Here is a 16,311-nt window from a genome sequence, read left to right as displayed (position 1 = left end):
GCCTGTACGGACTGCGTACCGCACAGGCCGGGCACCGGCTCAGACCGAGCTGGTGATGATCGCGAAGCGGGCGCCGAACGGATCGTCGAGGAAGGCCATCCGCCCCACGCCCCCCACCGTCGTCGCCGGCGCCCGCACCGTACCGCCCAGCACCTGAGCCCTGGCCACCGTGGCGTCGCAGCCGGCCACCTCGAAGTAGGGCAGCCAGTGGGCCGGGTCGCCCGGCTCCGACGGCACGAGCCCGGCCATCGCCGACCTCTCGTCGCCGTCGGCGGGGGAGATCACGGGATAGGGCGTCTCGCCCATCGGCATGTCCTCGACCCGCCAGCCGAAGACGGACTCGTAGAAGGCCCGGAGACGTGCGGGGTCGGGCGCGTACAGCTCCGCCCAGCCGAGCGAGCCGGCCTCGGTGACGAGGCCGAGCCCGGCGGTCCCGCCCGGCTGCCACACGGCGAAGGAGGCCCCGGCCGGGTCGGTGAACACCGCCGTCCGTCCCTGCGCGCCGACGTCGCGCGGCGCCGCCAGGATGGTGCCGCCCGCCTGGTCGATCGTCTTGGCCACGGCGTCGGCGTCGTCCGTCTGGAAGTAGATCAGCCACTGCGGCGTCGCGGTGGGCGTCGCGGCCCGGCGGATCGCCGCGACCGTCCTGCCCTCGACCTGGCAAAGCAGCTCGGGTCCCAGGGAGACGGTCCGCCAGTCGAGCAGGCCGGTGTAGAAGGCGGCGGACGCCGCCACGTCGGGGGTGCTGACGTCGAGCCAGCACGGGGCGCCAGGAAGGAAATCGGTGCTCAGCATGCGCACTCCTTCGTGCGACGAAGTGGTGGGGGTGGCCTCTTCACCTCACGCTGCGGTCGGAGGGCCGACGCCACTCGTTTCCGGCGACTGCCAGCCTGACACGGCCCGTCGAGAGAAGCGACCCCTACGTCAGTCGAATATGTGTTTGAACCAAGAGATATCATCAAGGCCATGACAGCCGCGTTCCAAGCATCTCTGCTCGGTCTCGACGAGGTCCTCGGAGCCGGGCCGCTCGGCGCCACGGTCCGCAGGACCCACCTCGGCCACGGCGCGTGGATCGACGTCCGGCCCGGCTGGTTGTCCGGCGCCGACACGCTGTTCGAGCGGCTGGCGGAGGCGGTGCCGTGGCAGGCCGAGCGACGGCGCATGTATGACCGGGTCGTGGACGTGCCGCGGCTGCTGAAGTTCTACGACGAGGACGAGACGCTGCCCGACCCGGTGCTCGCCGACGCCAGGCGCCTGCTCGACGCGCACTACGCGGCGGAGCTGGGGGAGCCGTTCCGCACGGCCGGGCTCTGCTTCTACCGCGACGGGCGTGACAGCGTGGCCTGGCACGGCGACACGATCGGCCGGGGTGGCACCGAGGACACGATGGTCGCCATCATCTCGGTCGGCAGCCCCCGCCCGCTCCTGCTCCGCCCCCGCGGCGGCGGCCCCTCGGTCCGGCGCGACCTCGGGCACGGGGATCTGATCGTGATGGGCGGCAGTTGCCAGCGGACGTGGGAGCACGCCATCCCCAAGACCGCCCGCCTCACGGGGCCGCGGATCAGCATCCAGTTCCGTCCGCGCGGAGTCCGCTGACGGCATCGCGGCACCAAGGCGACGTTCGGCTCCTTGCCAGGTAATCACCAGGAACGGTGGGTAGTCTGCCTCGGCATGAACTGGCAGCGTAAAATGAACAAAGCGCTGGTCAGGGCCACCGGATTCCAGATTGAACGGGTAGGAAAAGTGGCCTCAGGGCCTGCCGCGCCCACCGGCCCGGCCGCGCCACCCGATCCCGAGATCAGACCGCCCGCGGATCCGCTGACCGACCGGTTGCTCGAAGCTCCCGTGTTCCTCCTGTCGCCCGTGCGGTCCGGCTCGACGCTGCTGCGTTCGATACTGAACGCCCATTCGGCCCTGCACGCGCCGCACGAGCTGCACGTACGGCGGCTGCGCGTGCAGTTCGACACCGCGCTCTCCACCAAGGCGATGGCGGCGCTCGGCCACAACCAGGCGGACCTGGAGCACCTGCTGTGGGACCGCGTCCTGCACCGGGAACTGGTCCGCAGCGGCAAGCGCTACATCGTGGACAAGACCCCCGCCAACGCCTTCGCCTACGAGCGCCTGGCCACCTGCTGGCCGGACGCGCGCTTCGTCTTCCTCCTGCGCCATCCCGCCGCGATCGCCGCCTCCTGGCACGAGGCGAGCGCCGGCAAGCGCACCGCCGAGGAGGCCGCACTGGACGCGCTGCGCTACATGAAGGCCGTCCAGCGGGCCAGGACGGCGCTGCCCGGCCTGACCGTGCGTTACGAGGAGCTCAGCGCCGAGCCCGAGCGGGTCACCCGCGAGATCTGCCGGTCCCTGGGCCTGGCGTGGGAGCCGCAGATGCTCGCGTACGGCACGCAGCAGGTCATCGAGAAGGGTCTCGGCGACTGGCGCGACAAGATCCGCTCCGGCACGGTGCAACCGGCCCGCGAGCTGCCGGACGAGGTCCCGGACGCGCTCTTGCCCATCTGCCGGACCTGGGGGTACGTCAAGTGAAGATCCGCTATCTCATGCTGCACGCCTTCGGCATGGGCGGCACGATCCGCACGGTCGTCAACCAGGCCAACGCGATGGCCGCCGCGGGGCACGACGTCACGCTGGTCAGCGCGGTACGACGGCGCGACACCCCGCAGTTCTCCCTGGACCCGCGGATCTCCATCACCACGCTGGTGGACCAGCGCGAAGGCCGCCGGCCCGACTCGATCGGCCGTAAGGCCTGGCGCCGGGTACGCGGGAAGATCGTGCCGCGCGGCGAGTTCGCCGCCGACTACTTCACCGAGCGGGTGGAGTGGGCCACGATGGAGTACGTCGCCAAGCTGCGCGAGGGCATCCTCGTGACCACCCGCCCCGCGCTGAACCTGATCTCCGCCCGCCGCACGTCCAAGGGCGTCATCCGGGTCGCCCAGGAGCACATGAACCTGTCGGCCTACCCCGAGAGCATCCGCAGGGAGATCGCCCGCTACTACGACCGGTTCGACGCGATCACCGTGCTGACCCGCACCAACCGGCTCGAATACCAGCGGCTGCTGCCCAGCACCCCCATCGTGCAGATCCCGAACGCGGTGCACCGGGCCGAGCAGGAACGTTCCCGGCAGGTGAACCCCGTCGTGATCGCGGCCGGGCGGCTGGTGCCGCAGAAAGGGTTCGACCTGCTGATCGAGGCCTTCGCGCAGGTGGTGCCGGACCATCCCGAGTGGCGGTTGCGCATCTTCGGCACCGGGCCGCGCAAGGGCCAGCTCAAGGGGCTCGTCGACCAGTACGGGCTGAGCGAGCACGTGTCGATGCCCGGGCGTACCGATCGGCTGGAGCAGGAGCTCACCGACGCCTCGGTGTACGCGCTGAGCTCCCGGTTCGAGGGCCTGCCCATGGTGATGATCGAGGCGATGACGCACGCGCTGCCCGTGGTGGCCTTCGACTGCCCGACCGGTCCGAGCGACGTGCTGACCGACGGGGTGGACGGCGTGCTGGTGCCGCCGAGGGACGTGGACGCGCTGGCCGCCGCGTTGAAGCGGGTCGTCGCCGATCGTGAGCTGCGGGTGCGGATGGGCAGGGCGGCGCACGTGACGTCGCGGGCGTACGCGCCGGACCAGATCATGCCGTTGTGGGAGGACCTGTTCTCGGAGCTCACGCAGGGCGAGCGGGTGGTCGACAACTTCTGGCACAGCCGCTGACCAGCCCTTTTCCCGGGCTGTCGCGGAAAAATCTACCTTTCCGTTTCCTCCGACACCATCGGGCCTGCCGGGCGCTTTGTCACGAAATTTCGCTTATTTCGTCAAAAGCAGTCCAAGTCCGGCGGCAGCCTGTCCCCATGCGTAACCGGATAGCTCGCCTGACCACCATGGCAGGCGCCCTCGCCCTGGTCACGGGGCTCGCCGTGCCCGCGCAGGCCCTTCGCCCGGCAGCGGCCGCCGTCCAGACCGCCGCCTCCGCGGTGCACGGCCGGGCCGCCGCTCCTGCCGTCTACGGGCGCGCCGCCGTGCTCCTCGACGCCTCCTCCGGCGAGGTCCTGTTCGGCAAGCACGCCGCCGAACGCAGGCCGATCGCCAGCCTCACCAAGACGATGACCGCGTACGTGGTGCTGAAGAGCGCCAAGCCCACGGACGTGGTCCGGATCAAAGCCCGGGACGTCGCGTACGCGGAGAACGGCGGCGGCACCACCGCGGACCTGCGGCCCGGCGACCGCCTCACGGTCGGCGAGCTGCTCTACGGCCTGATGTTGCCCTCGGGCGCCGACGCCGCGCACGCGCTGGCCCGCACGTACGGCCCCGGCGTCGGAGACTTCGTCGCCAAGATGAACGCCACCGCCCGCGAACTCGGCATGAACGACACCCACTACGTCAACGCCGACGGCCTGCCCACGCGCCGCGGGGACGGCTACTCCACCGCCAAGGACCAGGCCAAGCTGGCCGCCGTGGCGCTGCGGGTCCCGCTGATCAGGAAGGTCGCCGGCACCTCGCGCCACTTCCTGCGGGCCGGCGCCGAGCACCGCTCCTACGTCTGGCGCAACACCAACCGGCTGCTCGGCACACCGGGTGCGATCGGGCTGAAAACCGGTTTCACCCGCGCGGCCGGATACTGCCTGGCCTTCGCGGGCGAGCGGAAGGGGCGGCTGCTCGTGGGCGTGCTGCTCGACGAGTCGGTCTCCAGCCGGCGCTTCACCACGGCCGCCGAGCTGCTGTCCTGGGGCAGGGGCAGGCAAGCCGTCTGACAGTCATTACAGTCATGACTGCAATAACTGTATGATCGAATCATGGTCGCACCCACGGATGCCGAGCTGGACTTCGTCGACGACGTCGCCGTCTTCTTCGAGCGGGAGGGCATGCCGCTGATCGCCGGGCGCGTGATCGGCTGGCTGCTCATCAGCGATCCGCCGGAGCAGAGCGCCGCCGAGCTGGCCGAGGTGCTCCAGGTCAGCCGGAGCTCGATCAGCAGCGCGACGCGCCTGCTCACCCCCAGCGGGCTCGTCGAGGGGGTGCGCCGGCGCGGTGAGCGCCAGGAGTTCTTCCGCATGTCCGCCGACGGGTGGAGCCGGATGCTGGCCGGCCGCTATGCCAAGACGGCCGCGTTCCGGGAGATCACGGAGGCCGGGCTCCGGGTCCTCGCCGGCAGCGCGCCGGGGCGCAGGGAGCGGCTGAGCAACGTGCACGAGCTGTACCGGTTTCTGGAGGCGGAGCTGCCGGCGCTGTGGCAACGATGGGAGGCCCACGCGGCCTCCCACGAGCCGAGCGAATCGGCGAGCTCCCGCGAACCGGGCGAGCCGAGCGAACCGGCGGACTCCCGCGAACCGGGCGAATCGGCAGGCTCCCGCGAACCGGGCGGACCGCGATGAGTCTCGAAGAGTCCGGCCTGCGGAGCACCTTTCTGACCTGCCCCGAAGGCCGGCTCCACGTCTACGACACCGGCGGCCCCGGCTCGCCCGTCCTGCTCCTCAGCGGTGCCGGCATCGACAACGCGCTGCTGAGCTGGCGGCATCTCATCCCCGTCCTGGCCCCGCGACACCGGGTGCTCGCGCTCGACTGGCCGAAACAGGGCCGCAGCCGCCCATGGAACGGCCAGGCCACCCACGAACGCATGCTCGGCTGCCTCACCCAGGTCCTCGACCACTTCGAGCTGGGCTCGGCCGCCCTGGTCGGGCTCTCCCAGGGCGGCGCCCTCGCGCTCGCCTACGCCATCGACCATCCCGCCCGCGCCGACCGGCTGGTGGCGCTCGCACCGGCCGGCATCCTGTCGTTCCCGCCCGTCGTCCACCAGGCGCTCTGGCTGACCGCCAAGCTGCCGCTGCTCCACCGGACGCTGCCGGGGGCGATGTTCAAGAGCCGGGCACGGATCGCCCGCTTCGTCAGACACGCGCTGTTCGCCGGACCGGCACCCGACTTCGAGGACGTCGTGGACGAGATCGCCGAGGAGGTACGGGCCGGCGGCGCGGGCGCCTCCGACTGGCAGAACGCCTCCATCGGCCCGCTGCGCATGCGCGTCGACCTCCGCCCGCGCCTGCCCGAGATCACCAGCCCTGCCCTGCTCATCCAGGGAGACCGGGACATCGGGGTCCCCCCGGCGCGCACCAGGGCCGCCGCCGCACTCATCCCCGGCAGCCGCTTCGAGCTGATCGAGGGAGCAGGACACTGGTCCAACCGCCAGGTCCCCGACCGCGTCAACCCGCTCATCGCCGCGTTCCTGGCCGACATGGACGATGCTGATTCTCTGGGCTGATGAGCTCGACCAGCTTCATGAGCAACCCCTCGACGTCCGAGGTGACTTATCCCAGGCGCCAGGAGCATGGAGATGGCAGAACGTGACCATGCGGCCACCCCGAGCGAAATACTTCAACACCACCGGCCCGTGCGACCCGCAGCGCCACTACATGCTGCCCGCCACGCAGCGGCTCCCGCAGGCCCGCGTGCTCGTCGAGATGGATCGCTATTTCGTGCTGCACGCGCCCCGGCAGACCGGCAAGACGACCACACTGGATGCCCTGGCCTCCGAGCTGAACGCTCAGGGCGACATCGCCGCCCTGATGTTCTCCTGTGAGCGCGCCAAGTCGGCCGGCGACGACGTCGGCTGGGCGGAGTCGCTTCTGCTGGATTCCCTCCGCGAGGCCGCCGAAGGGTCGGGATGGCCAGAGGAGTTGCTGCCGCCGGATCCCTGGCCGCAGGTCACGCCGGGCAGCCGGTTCGGCAGGGCGCTGAGCGAGTGGTGTCGCCGCTGCCCGCGCCGGGTGGTGCTGCTCCTCGACGAGATCGACGCCCTGCAGGGCAACAGCATGGTCAGCATCCTCAGCCAGCTCCGCGACGGTCACAACGCGCGGCCGAAGGGGCGTCCGTTCCCCGCGTCCGTGGTGCTGTGCGGGTTGCGCGACGTGCGTGACTACAAGGTCGCCTCAGGCGGCAAGCCCGATGGATCGAACCCGGCCAGCCCGTTCAACATCATTACCGAGTCGCTGCGCCTGGGCGACTTCACCACCGATGAGATCGCCGAGCTGTACGGCCAGCACACCCAGGCGACCGGCCAGGAGTTCACCAAGGACGCGGTGGATCAGGTCTTCGAGCTGACCCAAGGACAGCCGTGGCTGGTCAACGCCCTCGCTGATGAACTCATCTCCGAGATGGGAGTGACTGGCGCCATCACCAGTGGGCGGGTGGAGGAGGCCAAGGAGCGGCTGATCCGGGCACGCGCCACCCACTTGGACGCCCTCGTGGCCCGGCTGCACGAGCCTCGGGTCAAGCGGGTGATCGAGCCGATCGTGGCCGGCACGTCTCCAGGCCTGGACGCCGCCTTCGACGACGACGCCTCCTACGTCCACGATCTGGGCCTCATCCGCGGGACCAGGGATCTGGAGATCGCCAACCCCATCTATCGGGAAGTCCTGACCCGCGGCTCGGGTTCGCCTGGCCGATGAGATCAGCCGGACCCGGGCGGGGCTGGAGCGCTGGGTGGTCGTCCAGGTGGGCTAGCACCCGGCCGTCGGCTGGGGACTGAAAGTTTCAGGGTCCATTGACAGTCGAAACGTGAGCGTTAACATCCCACCGGAACAGAGAAAGCAGCGCTGGAAACCGCGAGGAAATGTTAACGCTATCAAGGAGTCCGCAACGATGATCCTTCGAAGAACGTTGGCCGCACTGGCGCTCCTGCTCTTAGCCATGGCCCTCGGCATCGCACCCGCCTCGGCCGCCACCTCCTACACCAACCCGCTCAAGTCCCAGAAGGGCGCCGACCCCTGGCTGCAGTACTACGACGGCAACTACTACCTGATCACCACAAGCTTCACCAACACCCTGGTGATGCGGAAGTCGCCCACCCTCGGCGGCCTGCCCACCGCTCCCAGCATCCAGATCTGGCAGGACACCACCACCTCGCGGGGCACCAACTTCTGGGCCCCCGAGCTGCACCAGTTCAACGGCCGCTGGTACATCTACTACTCCGCCGGCCAGGTCGGCGCCGCCTGCTGTGACAGCCAGCGCACCCACGTGCTGGAGAGCGCGGGCAGCGACCCGCTCGGCCCGTACACGTACCGGAACATCCTCACCGGCAGCAACCTGAGCCCGGGCGGCTGGCTGATCGACGCCAGCCCCATGTCCCTGAACGGGTCCCTCTACCTGCTCGGCAGCGGCTCCATCGGCGGCAGCACGCAGAGCCTGGTGATCGCGCCGATGAGCAACCCGTACACGGTCAGCGGCAGCACCTTCACCCGCATCTCCAGCCCGACCTACAGTTGGGAGACCCAGGGCGGCACGGTCAACGAGGGGCCGGTGGCGCTGCAGCGCAACGGGCAGACGTTCGTGATCTACTCGGCCAGTGCCTGCTGGGGACCTGACTACAAGCTGGGCCAGCTCACCTACAACGGCGGCAGCCCGCTGAGCATCTCCTCGTGGGTCAAGAAGTCGACGCCCGTCTTCCAGCGGGCGGGCAGCGTGTACGGCCCCGCCCACAACGGCTTCTTCACCTCGCCGAACGGCGCCGAGAACTGGATCGTCTACCACGCCAACAGCTCCTCCAGCGGTGGTTGCGACAACAACCGCACGACCCGCGCGCAGAAGTTCACCTGGAACTCCGACGGCACGCCCAACTTCGGCACCCCCGTCGCGACCGGCACCGCGCTGGCCGCGCCGGCGGGGGAGAGCGCCGCGACGCCGACGGCGTACACACTGGTCAACCGCAACAGCGGCAAGTGCCTGGAGGTCGCGGGCGGCGGGACCGCCGACGGCGCGAACATCCAGCAGTGGACCTGCAACGGCGGCGCCAACCAGCGCTGGCGCGTCGAGGACCAGGCCGACGACACCAGCAGGCTGGTCAACGTGGCCACCGGGAAGGTCGCCGACGTGGCCAACTGCGCCTCCGCCGACGGCGCCGACATCCGGCAGTGGAGCTGGCTCAACAACACCTGCCAGCGCTTCCGGCTCGTCTACACCGCCACCGGCGGCTGGGTCAGGATCGTCAACGCCGCCACCGGGAAGGTCGCCGACGTGGCCGACTGCGGCACCGCCGACGGCGCCGACGTGCGCCAGTGGGCCTGGCTCGGCAACAACTGCCAGCAGTGGTCCGTGCGGCCGGTCTAGAAGGGACCGCAAGCGCCGGAGCTGATCCACCGGTGGCGAAGTGACGGCAGTCGGCGGAGCTGAGCCGTCGGTGGAGGAGTGACCACGGTCGCCGGAGCTGATCCGCTGATGAGAAGTGACCATAGTTCGCTGGAGCTGATTCGCCGGTGGAGACGGCACTTCAGCCGCCGAAACCGATCCGCGCGTTCATCCCCTTGGCCTGTTAGCGTTACCGCCAAGGGGGTGAACCGGGGTGAAATCCAAGAGTGACAGACCTGCGGTTCTCATGGACGTCGCCGTGCTCGCCGGGGTGTCGGCCATGACGGTCTCGCGCGTGCTCAACGCGCCCGACATGGTGCGCGCGGAGACCCGGGCCCGGGTGCTGGCCGCCGTGCGGGAGCTGGACTACCGCCCCAACCAGGCGGCCCGCCAGTTGGTCACCGGCCGCTCCGGGGTGCTCGGCGTGGTCAGCATCGACACCACGCTCTACGGCCCGGCCACCACGCTCTACTGGATCGAGCAGGCCGCCAGGCACGCGGGCTTCAACGTCAGCATCGCCAGCCTCAGCTCGCTCAACCGCAGGTCGCTGGAGGAAGGCGTCCGGCGGCTGCGCGCCCAGGCGGTGGCCGGTGTGATCATCGTGGCGCCGCACGAGTCCGCCGCCGACGGGCTGCGCCACCTGCCGCCCGAGATGCCGGTCGTCGCGGTCGACGCCGGTGACGGCATCCCCGTGCCCGTGGCCAAGGTGGACCAGCGGGCCGGTGCCGCCCGGGCGACCAGGCACCTGCTCAGCCTCGGCCACCTGACCGTCCATCACGTGGCGGGCCCCGCCGACTGGCTCGACGCCAACGACCGCATCATCGGCTGGCGCGGCGTGCTGGAGGCGGCCGGCCGGCCGGTGCCCGAGGTGCTGCGCGGCGACTGGAGCTCGCGCTCCGGCTACGAGCTCGGCCGCCGGGTGGCGGCCGATCCCGAGGTCACCGCCGTGTTCGTGGGCAACGACCAGATGGCGCTCGGCGTGTTGCGGGCGCTGCGCGAGGCCGGGCGGCGGGTGCCCGAGGACGTGAGCGTGGCCGGGTTCGACGACATCCCCGAGTCGGCCTACTTCTGGCCGCCGCTGACCACCGTGCGCCAGGACTTCGGTGAGGTCGGCCGGCTGGCCTTCCGCCTGCTCCTGGACCGGATGGCGGGCGCCGAGCCGCACGCACGGCGGCTGGTGGAGCCCGAGCTCGTCGTCAGGGAGAGCACCGGCGCGGCCCCCTCACCAGTCAGCGGGGACAACACCGCCGCCGCCCCGGCCCCCCTCAGCCCAGCCTGATCACGTTCCAGGAGACCGGGGGCAGCAGGACGCGCGCCGGGTCGTGGTCGACGTGCGTGTTGGGCCTGGGCGCGATCCGGTCCGGGTCGTCCGCCGAGTTGCGCGCGTAGACGTCGGCGTCCGTCAGCGTGGTGGCCTCGACGATCCGCGCGCCGCCCAGGGCCCGGGTGTCGATCTCCAGCGACAGCGGGGTGTCGGCCGAGCGGTTGACGGCGAACACCGTCGTGCCCGTCTCCCCGTGCGTGGCCACCGCGTCCAGCAGCGGCACCTCGCCGTACTGCGCCGTCTCGTACGAGGGCGAGACCGGCTCCACGCGCAGCACGTCCCCGGCCGCGAGCCTGGAGGCCTGCGCGAACGGATGGAACGTGCTCTGCCGCCACGCCCGCCCGCCGGGCTCCGTCATGATCGGCGCGATGACGTTGACGAGCTGGGCCAGCGACGCGGCGGTCACCCGGTCGCTGTTGCGCAGCAGCGTGATCAGCAGGCCGCCGAACGCCACCGCGTCCGCCAGGTGGTAATGGTCCTCCAGCAGCGGCGGCGCGATCGGCCACTCGTGCGGGTCGCGGGCCGGGCGGAAACGCGACATGTACCAGATGTTCCACTCGTCGAAGGAGATGTTGATCTTCTTGCGGGACTTCAGCCGGGCCCCGACGCCGTCGGCGGTGGAGACGACCGACTTGATGAAGTACTCCATGTCGGTCGAGCTGGCCAGGAAGCTGCCCAGGTCGCCGTCCTTCTCCTCGTAGTAGGCGTGGCAGGAGATGTAGTCCACCACGTCGTACGTCTCCTCCAGCACCGTCGCCTCCCACGCTCCGAAGGTGGGCATGCTGGAGCCCGAGCTGCCGCAGGCGACCAGCTCCAGGGACGGGTCCATCGTGCGCATGGCGCGGGCGGTCTCGGCGGCCAGCCGGCCGTACTCGGTGGCGGTCTTGTGCCCGGTCTGCCAGGGGCCGTCCATCTCGTTGCCCAGGCACCACATCCTGATGTCGTGCGGCTCCTTCGCGCCGCCCGCGGCGCGCCGGTCGGACAGGGCGGTGCCGGAGGGGTGGTTGCAGTACTCCAGCAGATCCAGGGCCGCCTCGATGCCCCGGGTGCCGAGGTTGAGCGCCATCATCGGCTCGACGCCGGCCTTGCGGCACCAGCGGACGAACTCGTCGACGCCCACCTCGTTCGTCTCGGTGCTGTGCCAGGCCAGGTCGAGCCGGCGCGGGCGCTCGGCGACCGGGCCGACGCCGTCCTCCCAGCGGTAGCCGGAGACGAAGTTGCCGCCCGGGTAGCGGACCGTGGAGATCCCCAGCTCCCTGGTCAGGTCGAGCACGTCGCGGCGGAACCCATCAGCGTCGGCCGACGGGTGGCCCGGCTCGTAGATGCCGGTGTAGACGCAGCGCCCCAGGTGTTCGACGAAGGTGCCGAAGGTGCGCCGACTGACGGGTGCGACCTTGAACGCCGGATCGAGGGTGAGTCTGGCCTGATGCACGGAGATGGCTCCTGGTTTCGGGGGCGTTACGTGCACCAGATTGTTAGCGATAACAAGCATCGGGTCAAGAGGCTCCCGGCCAGCCCCGGATCGCTGCAAGCGGTTGCGGCGTGGGCCTTGACAGGCTCTGTGTTACCGCTAACACTCGGGTAACCCCAATGAGACAGCGGGGTTACAGCAGCGGGCGCCCGCGATCCGGGCGGCTCGCTCCACCGCCTCCGCGCACGTGGCGAGAGGCTCTGTTCACGGCTGCCCTGAACCTTCTGATGTTAGCGAGAACATGGCCAAGCGATAGTTCGGTAGGAAGAGGCCACCGTGCACGTCGTGCGAACTCCCCCCGACATCTCCCGCCGGCATCTCCTCGGGGGCGGCCTCGCCCTCGTCGGCACCGCCGCCACGGGCTGCGCGATCCCCGTGGGGTTCGGCTCCGCCCAGACCCGCGTCCAGTACTGGCACTTCCTCGGCGCGAGCGACGGGATCATCATGAACAAGATGGTCAAGGCGTTCGCCGAGGCCAATCCCGGCGTCTTCGTCGAGGAGAACGTGCTCGCCTGGGGCGAGCCCTACTACACCAAGGTGGCGATGGCCGGCGCCGGCGGGCGCTCGCCCGACCTGGCCACCTTCCACCTGGCCCGGCTGGCCGGGATCGGCGCGGGCAAGATCCTTGACCCCATCGACGTCAAGCTGCTGGAGGAGGCCGGCCTGCGGGCCGCCGATTTCAGCCCGCCGATCTGGGAGCGGGCCCACCTCGACGGTGTGCTCTACGCGATCCCGTTCGACGCCCACCCCATGGTGCAGTACTACAACACCGACATCTGCGGGAAGGCCGGGCTGCTCGGCCCCGACGGCAAGCTGCTGCCCACCAAGGGCGTGGACGAACTGGTGGCCGCGCTGGTCAAGGCCAAGGCCATCATGGGCGGCAAGCCGCCGCTGGCCTTCGACGCGCTCGGCCTCGGCACGGTCGGCCCGTGGCGGGTGTGGTGGTCGCTCTACCCGCAGAGCGGCGGCACCCTGCTGTCGGACGACGGCGGCAAGATCACGATCGACGACGCCAAGGCGCTGGAGGCGCTGCGCTTCATGCGCCGGCTCGGGCAGGAAGGGTTGTGCGACACCCGTTCGGACTACGGCGCCTCCGTCGCCGCTTTCACCAACGGCCAGGCGGCCTTCCTGTGGAACGGCGACTGGGAGACCACCGGCCTCAAGGAACGCAAGACGCCGTTCAGCATGACCCGCTTCCCGAGCGTCTTCGGCGGCTGGTCCGCGCAGGCCGACTGCCACGCGTTCGTCCTGCCGCACCAGCGCGACCGCGACCCGGAGGTGGAGCGGGCCACGTACCGGTTCATCGCCTACCTGGTCAAGAACAGCGCCGACTGGGCGGTCGCCGGGCACGTGCCCGCCTACCTGCCCGCACTGGAGGAGCCGGACTACCTGGCTCTGCAGCCGCAGTCGGAATACCGCTCGGTCATCACCGAGGTCGCCCTCGATCCCCAGGTCTGGTACGCCGGCTCGGCCTCACGGCTCTGGATCGAGTTCGGCCAGGCGTTCTCGCCGGTCATCGGGGGCGAGAAGACGCCGGAGGAGGGCCTGTCCGCCGCCAAGGCCGCGCTCAGCCGCCTGATGTCCGCCCCGAACCCCTTCCCCGACGAGGAGCGATGATGACGACCACCGTCGCGGCCCGCCCGGCCGCCGCCCCCGTCGCCACGGTCAAGGTCCGGCGCAACTGGACGCAGCACGGGCTGCTGTTCGTGGCGCCGTTCCTCCTGGTCTACGTGCTCTTCCTGGTCTGGCCGACGCTGCTCGGCTTCCGGATGAGCCTGTCCAGCGTGAACATCGCCGGCGGCAACGACCACCTCGTCGGCTTCGCCAACTACGCCGAGGCGTTCGGCGACCCCCGTATGTGGCACTCGTTGTGGAACACGGTCGTCTTCACCGTGCTGAGCACGATCCCGCTGGTGCTGCTCGGCCTGGTGTTCGCCCTGCTGGTGCACCACCTGCGGTTCGTGCAGTGGTTGTGGCGGTTGTCGTTCTTCGGGCCGTTCCTGCTGCCCTCGGCCGTGGTCTCGCTCCTGTGGCTGCAGATGATCTACCCGCCCGAGTACGGCCTGCTCAACGGCACGCTCGGCACCGACATCCTCTGGCTCGGCGACCCGTCCGTCGCCATGTGGTCGATGGTGCTGACCACGGTCTGGTGGACGGTCGGCTTCAACTTCCTGCTCTACCTGGCCGCGCTCCAGTCGATCCCGCAACACCTGTACGAGGCCGCCGCGATCGACGGCGCCTCGGCCTGGAACAAGCTCCGCTCCATCACGCTGCCGATGCTCGGCCGCACCACCGTCCTCATCGTGGTGCTCCAGCTCGTGGCCTCGCTGAAGGTCTTCGACCAGATCTACCTGATGACCAGCGGCGGACCCCAGGACGCCACCAGGCCGATCATCGAGTACGCCTACGACCTCGGTTTCACCGGCTACCGCATCGGCTACGCCTCGGCCGTCTCCTACATCCTCTTCGTTCTGATCGTCATCGTCTCCCTGGGGCAGCTCCGGCTGTTCCGCAAGCGTGCGGAGGTCGCGTCATGACCAAGCGGTTCAGCTTCAGCCAGCTCGTCCTGCTGCTGGCCGCGCTGGTGCTGGCGGCCGTCTGGCTGGCTCCCATCGCCTGGGCCGTGGCCACCTCGCTCAAGCCCGAGAACGAGACCACGATCACCCCGCTGCGGTGGATCGGCAGCGAGATCACCTTCGACTCCTACGCGCTCGTCCTCGAAACCGGCGGGATCGTGAAGTGGGCGATCAACTCGACGGTCACCGCCGTGCTGGTGACGTTCCTGACCGTGCTGTTCTCGGCGATGGCCGCCTACGGGTTCGCGCGCACGCGGTTCAGGGGGCAGCGGGTGCTGCTGGGGCTGATCCTGGCCGGGATCATGGTGCCGCCGCAGGTGCTGATGGCGCCGCTGTTCGCGGAGATGGTCTCCTTCGGGCTGGTCGACACCTGGTGGGCGATCATCCTGCCGCAGGTGGCCGCGCCGCTGATCGTCTACATCCTGTTCAAGTTCTTCCAGGACGTGCCGCCGGAGCTGGAGCAGGCCGCGTTCGTGGACGGGGCGGGGCGCTGGCGGGTCTTCTTCACCATCGTGCTGCCCCTGTCGCGGCCCGTGCTCGCGGCCGTCTCGATCTTCACCTTCATCAGCACCTGGAACAACTTCCTCTGGCCGTTCCTGGTGTCCACCGACCCGAACACGATGACGTTGCCGGTGGGCCTGGCGAACGTGGTGCAGGGGACGTTCGGGCTGCGGTACGCGCAGATCATGGCCTCGGTCGTGCTCGCCGGGCTGCCGCTGCTGGTGGTGTTCGTGATGTTCCAGCGGCAGATCGTCCGGGGCGTCGCCCACACCGGCCTGGCCGGCCAGTGACCCTGTTGTTTCGATCCTGACGCCAAAAAGCCCCAGACTCATCATGAGTCCGGGGCTTGGATGGTGGACGATACTGGGATTGAACCAGTGACCCCTTCCGTGTCAGGGAAGTGCTCTCCCGCTGAGCTAATCGTCCTTGGAGGTGGCGACGGGATTTGAACCCGTGTGGACGGCTTTGCAGGCCGCTGCCTCGCCTCTCGGCCACGCCACCGAGCCAGATCTCCGAGCGGAAGACGGGATTCGAACCCGCGACCCTCACCTTGGCAAGGTGATGCTCTACCACTGAGCCACTTCCGCGTTGCTGCTTGGACAACTCTAGCGTCTTTTCGGACCGGATGGTGACCGTCCCGCATGGGCCCTACTTGCGGAGCTGCCGGGCCACGCTGCGCTCGGTGGCGGGCAGGCTGAGGAAGATCTCCAGGATCCTGGTGAGGCGGTGGACCTCGATGCGGTGGAAGGCCGGGCCCTCCGAGCGGGCCAGGAGCAGGGTGAGGGCCAGGGGCGGGAGCGGGGCGTAGATGACGTGCAGGTCGCCGTCGAGGGTCATGGCGGTCGGGCGCGACGGCGTCTCGGACGGGAGGGACAGATCCTGCGGGGCGCGCCAGCTCGCGTAGACGACGCCTTGCTCGGCGGCCGTGGCGGCCCAGTCGGCGCTGAACAGGACCGGGAGCGAGTCGATGAGCGTCGTCAGGGCCCGGTCACCGGCCGTGGTGATGTATTTCAGGACTTCGAGCTCCGGGTAGGTGCCCGGTGCCTCGCGGGTGGTCCAGATGCTCACGACCGTCACGTCCTCGACGCTCTGCAGGCTCTTGACCAGGGCCTCCTTGGGCGTGCTGTCCGGGCAGAAGACGGTGATGTCGTCGACGGCCTGGCCCGCCCCGCGATCGAGGACGATCACCTGCGTGATGTCGGCCCCCGCCGCGCCCAGGACCTTGGTGACCTGCGCCAGAGAGCCCGGCCGGTCGGGCAACGCCAGGCGTACTCGAAGAAGCACTCCATCCCCCCTCATGAAGGTGCCGGTGATCAGCCTATCGGC

At 70.0% G+C, this 16,311-nt stretch carries 15 protein-coding genes and 3 tRNA genes; 12 read left to right on the top strand and 6 right to left on the bottom strand.

The genetic code is table 11. From position 1 onward, the window contains the following. Positions 1-39: 39 nt before the first annotated feature. The gene (locus ACWD0F_RS22975; protein ID WP_449878541.1) at positions 40-795 is read right to left on the bottom strand and encodes a VOC family protein; all 756 of its coding nucleotides are present in this window, start codon (positions 793-795) and stop codon (positions 40-42) included. Positions 796-966: 171 nt separating this feature from the next. Here ACWD0F_RS22975 and ACWD0F_RS22970 point away from each other — a divergent pair, with 171 nt between their 5' ends. From ACWD0F_RS22970 to ACWD0F_RS22930, 9 genes are all read left to right on the top strand, one after another. Beyond that, positions 967-1,596 (top strand): alpha-ketoglutarate-dependent dioxygenase AlkB, encoded by a 630-nt coding sequence (locus tag ACWD0F_RS22970; RefSeq protein ID WP_449878539.1) that lies wholly within the window; start codon positions 967-969, stop codon positions 1,594-1,596. Between the two features lie 147 nt (positions 1,597-1,743). Further along, positions 1,744-2,538 (top strand): sulfotransferase family protein, encoded by a 795-nt coding sequence (locus ACWD0F_RS22965; protein WP_449878537.1) that lies wholly within the window; start codon positions 1,744-1,746, stop codon positions 2,536-2,538. After that, a complete protein-coding gene (locus ACWD0F_RS22960; protein ID WP_449878536.1) occupies positions 2,535-3,713 on the top strand; it encodes a glycosyltransferase family 4 protein in 1,179 nt (392 codons plus the stop codon). The genes ACWD0F_RS22965 and ACWD0F_RS22960 overlap by 4 nt, the downstream gene beginning before the upstream one ends. A gap of 137 nt (positions 3,714-3,850) precedes the next feature. Further along, a complete protein-coding gene (locus tag ACWD0F_RS22955) occupies positions 3,851-4,750 on the top strand; it encodes a D-alanyl-D-alanine carboxypeptidase family protein (protein WP_449878534.1) in 900 nt (299 codons plus the stop codon). 42 nt (positions 4,751-4,792) lie between these two features. Continuing rightward, on the top strand, positions 4,793-5,371 hold the full coding sequence (locus tag ACWD0F_RS22950) for a GbsR/MarR family transcriptional regulator (protein WP_449878532.1): 579 nt from the start codon (positions 4,793-4,795) through the stop codon (positions 5,369-5,371). Beyond that, positions 5,368-6,252 (top strand): alpha/beta fold hydrolase, encoded by an 885-nt coding sequence (locus ACWD0F_RS22945; protein WP_449878530.1) that lies wholly within the window; start codon positions 5,368-5,370, stop codon positions 6,250-6,252. The genes ACWD0F_RS22950 and ACWD0F_RS22945 overlap by 4 nt, the downstream gene beginning before the upstream one ends. A gap of 88 nt (positions 6,253-6,340) precedes the next feature. After that, complete coding sequence (locus ACWD0F_RS22940) at positions 6,341-7,438, top strand: ATP-binding protein (RefSeq protein ID WP_449878528.1); 1,098 nt, start codon at positions 6,341-6,343, stop codon at positions 7,436-7,438. Between the two features lie 193 nt (positions 7,439-7,631). After that, entirely contained in the window at positions 7,632-9,095 is a 1,464-nt protein-coding gene (locus ACWD0F_RS22935) for a family 43 glycosylhydrolase (RefSeq protein ID WP_449878526.1), read from the top strand. Positions 9,096-9,327: 232 nt separating this feature from the next. Next, a complete protein-coding gene (locus ACWD0F_RS22930; RefSeq protein WP_449878524.1) occupies positions 9,328-10,392 on the top strand; it encodes a LacI family DNA-binding transcriptional regulator in 1,065 nt (354 codons plus the stop codon). On the opposite strand, the gene arfA is transcribed toward ACWD0F_RS22930, so the two are convergent. Further along, the gene (gene arfA / locus ACWD0F_RS22925) at positions 10,379-11,869 is read right to left on the bottom strand and encodes an arabinosylfuranosidase ArfA (RefSeq protein ID WP_449878523.1); all 1,491 of its coding nucleotides are present in this window, start codon (positions 11,867-11,869) and stop codon (positions 10,379-10,381) included. The two genes, ACWD0F_RS22930 and arfA, sit on opposite strands and share 14 nt — an antisense overlap. Positions 11,870-12,193: 324 nt before the next feature. On the opposite strand from arfA, the gene ACWD0F_RS22920 reads away from it, so the two are divergent. The 3 genes from ACWD0F_RS22920 to ACWD0F_RS22910 are packed head-to-tail and all read left to right on the top strand — an operon-like array spanning position 12,194 to position 15,275. Continuing rightward, a complete protein-coding gene (locus ACWD0F_RS22920) occupies positions 12,194-13,525 on the top strand; it encodes an extracellular solute-binding protein (protein WP_449878521.1) in 1,332 nt (443 codons plus the stop codon). Further along, positions 13,522-14,445, top strand: coding sequence for a carbohydrate ABC transporter permease (locus ACWD0F_RS22915; protein WP_449878519.1), 924 nt, complete (start codon positions 13,522-13,524; stop codon positions 14,443-14,445). Before ACWD0F_RS22920 ends, ACWD0F_RS22915 begins: the two co-directional genes overlap by 4 nt. Continuing rightward, positions 14,442-15,275, top strand: coding sequence for a carbohydrate ABC transporter permease (locus ACWD0F_RS22910; RefSeq protein WP_449878517.1), 834 nt, complete (start codon positions 14,442-14,444; stop codon positions 15,273-15,275). Before ACWD0F_RS22915 ends, ACWD0F_RS22910 begins: the two co-directional genes overlap by 4 nt. A 61-nt stretch (positions 15,276-15,336) precedes the next feature. Here ACWD0F_RS22910 and ACWD0F_RS22905 read toward each other — a convergent pair. The 4 genes from ACWD0F_RS22905 to ACWD0F_RS22890 all read right to left on the bottom strand — a co-directional run bounded on the left by ACWD0F_RS22905 (position 15,337) and on the right by ACWD0F_RS22890 (position 16,269). Further along, a tRNA-Val gene (locus ACWD0F_RS22905) sits at positions 15,337-15,411 on the bottom strand. A 1-nt stretch (position 15,412) separates the two neighbouring features. After that, positions 15,413-15,486, bottom strand: a tRNA-Cys gene (locus ACWD0F_RS22900). 14 nt (positions 15,487-15,500) lie between these two features. Then, a tRNA-Gly gene (locus ACWD0F_RS22895) sits at positions 15,501-15,572 on the bottom strand. Between the two features lie 61 nt (positions 15,573-15,633). Beyond that, positions 15,634-16,269, bottom strand: coding sequence for an ACT domain-containing protein (locus tag ACWD0F_RS22890; protein WP_449878516.1), 636 nt, complete (start codon positions 16,267-16,269; stop codon positions 15,634-15,636). Positions 16,270-16,311: the final 42 nt, after the last annotated feature.

It is taken from the genome of Nonomuraea sp. NPDC002799, from assembly GCF_053592075.1.
The sequence above is the reverse complement of the archived record's forward strand: the minus strand, read 5'-3'. Positions and strand labels throughout refer to the sequence as shown.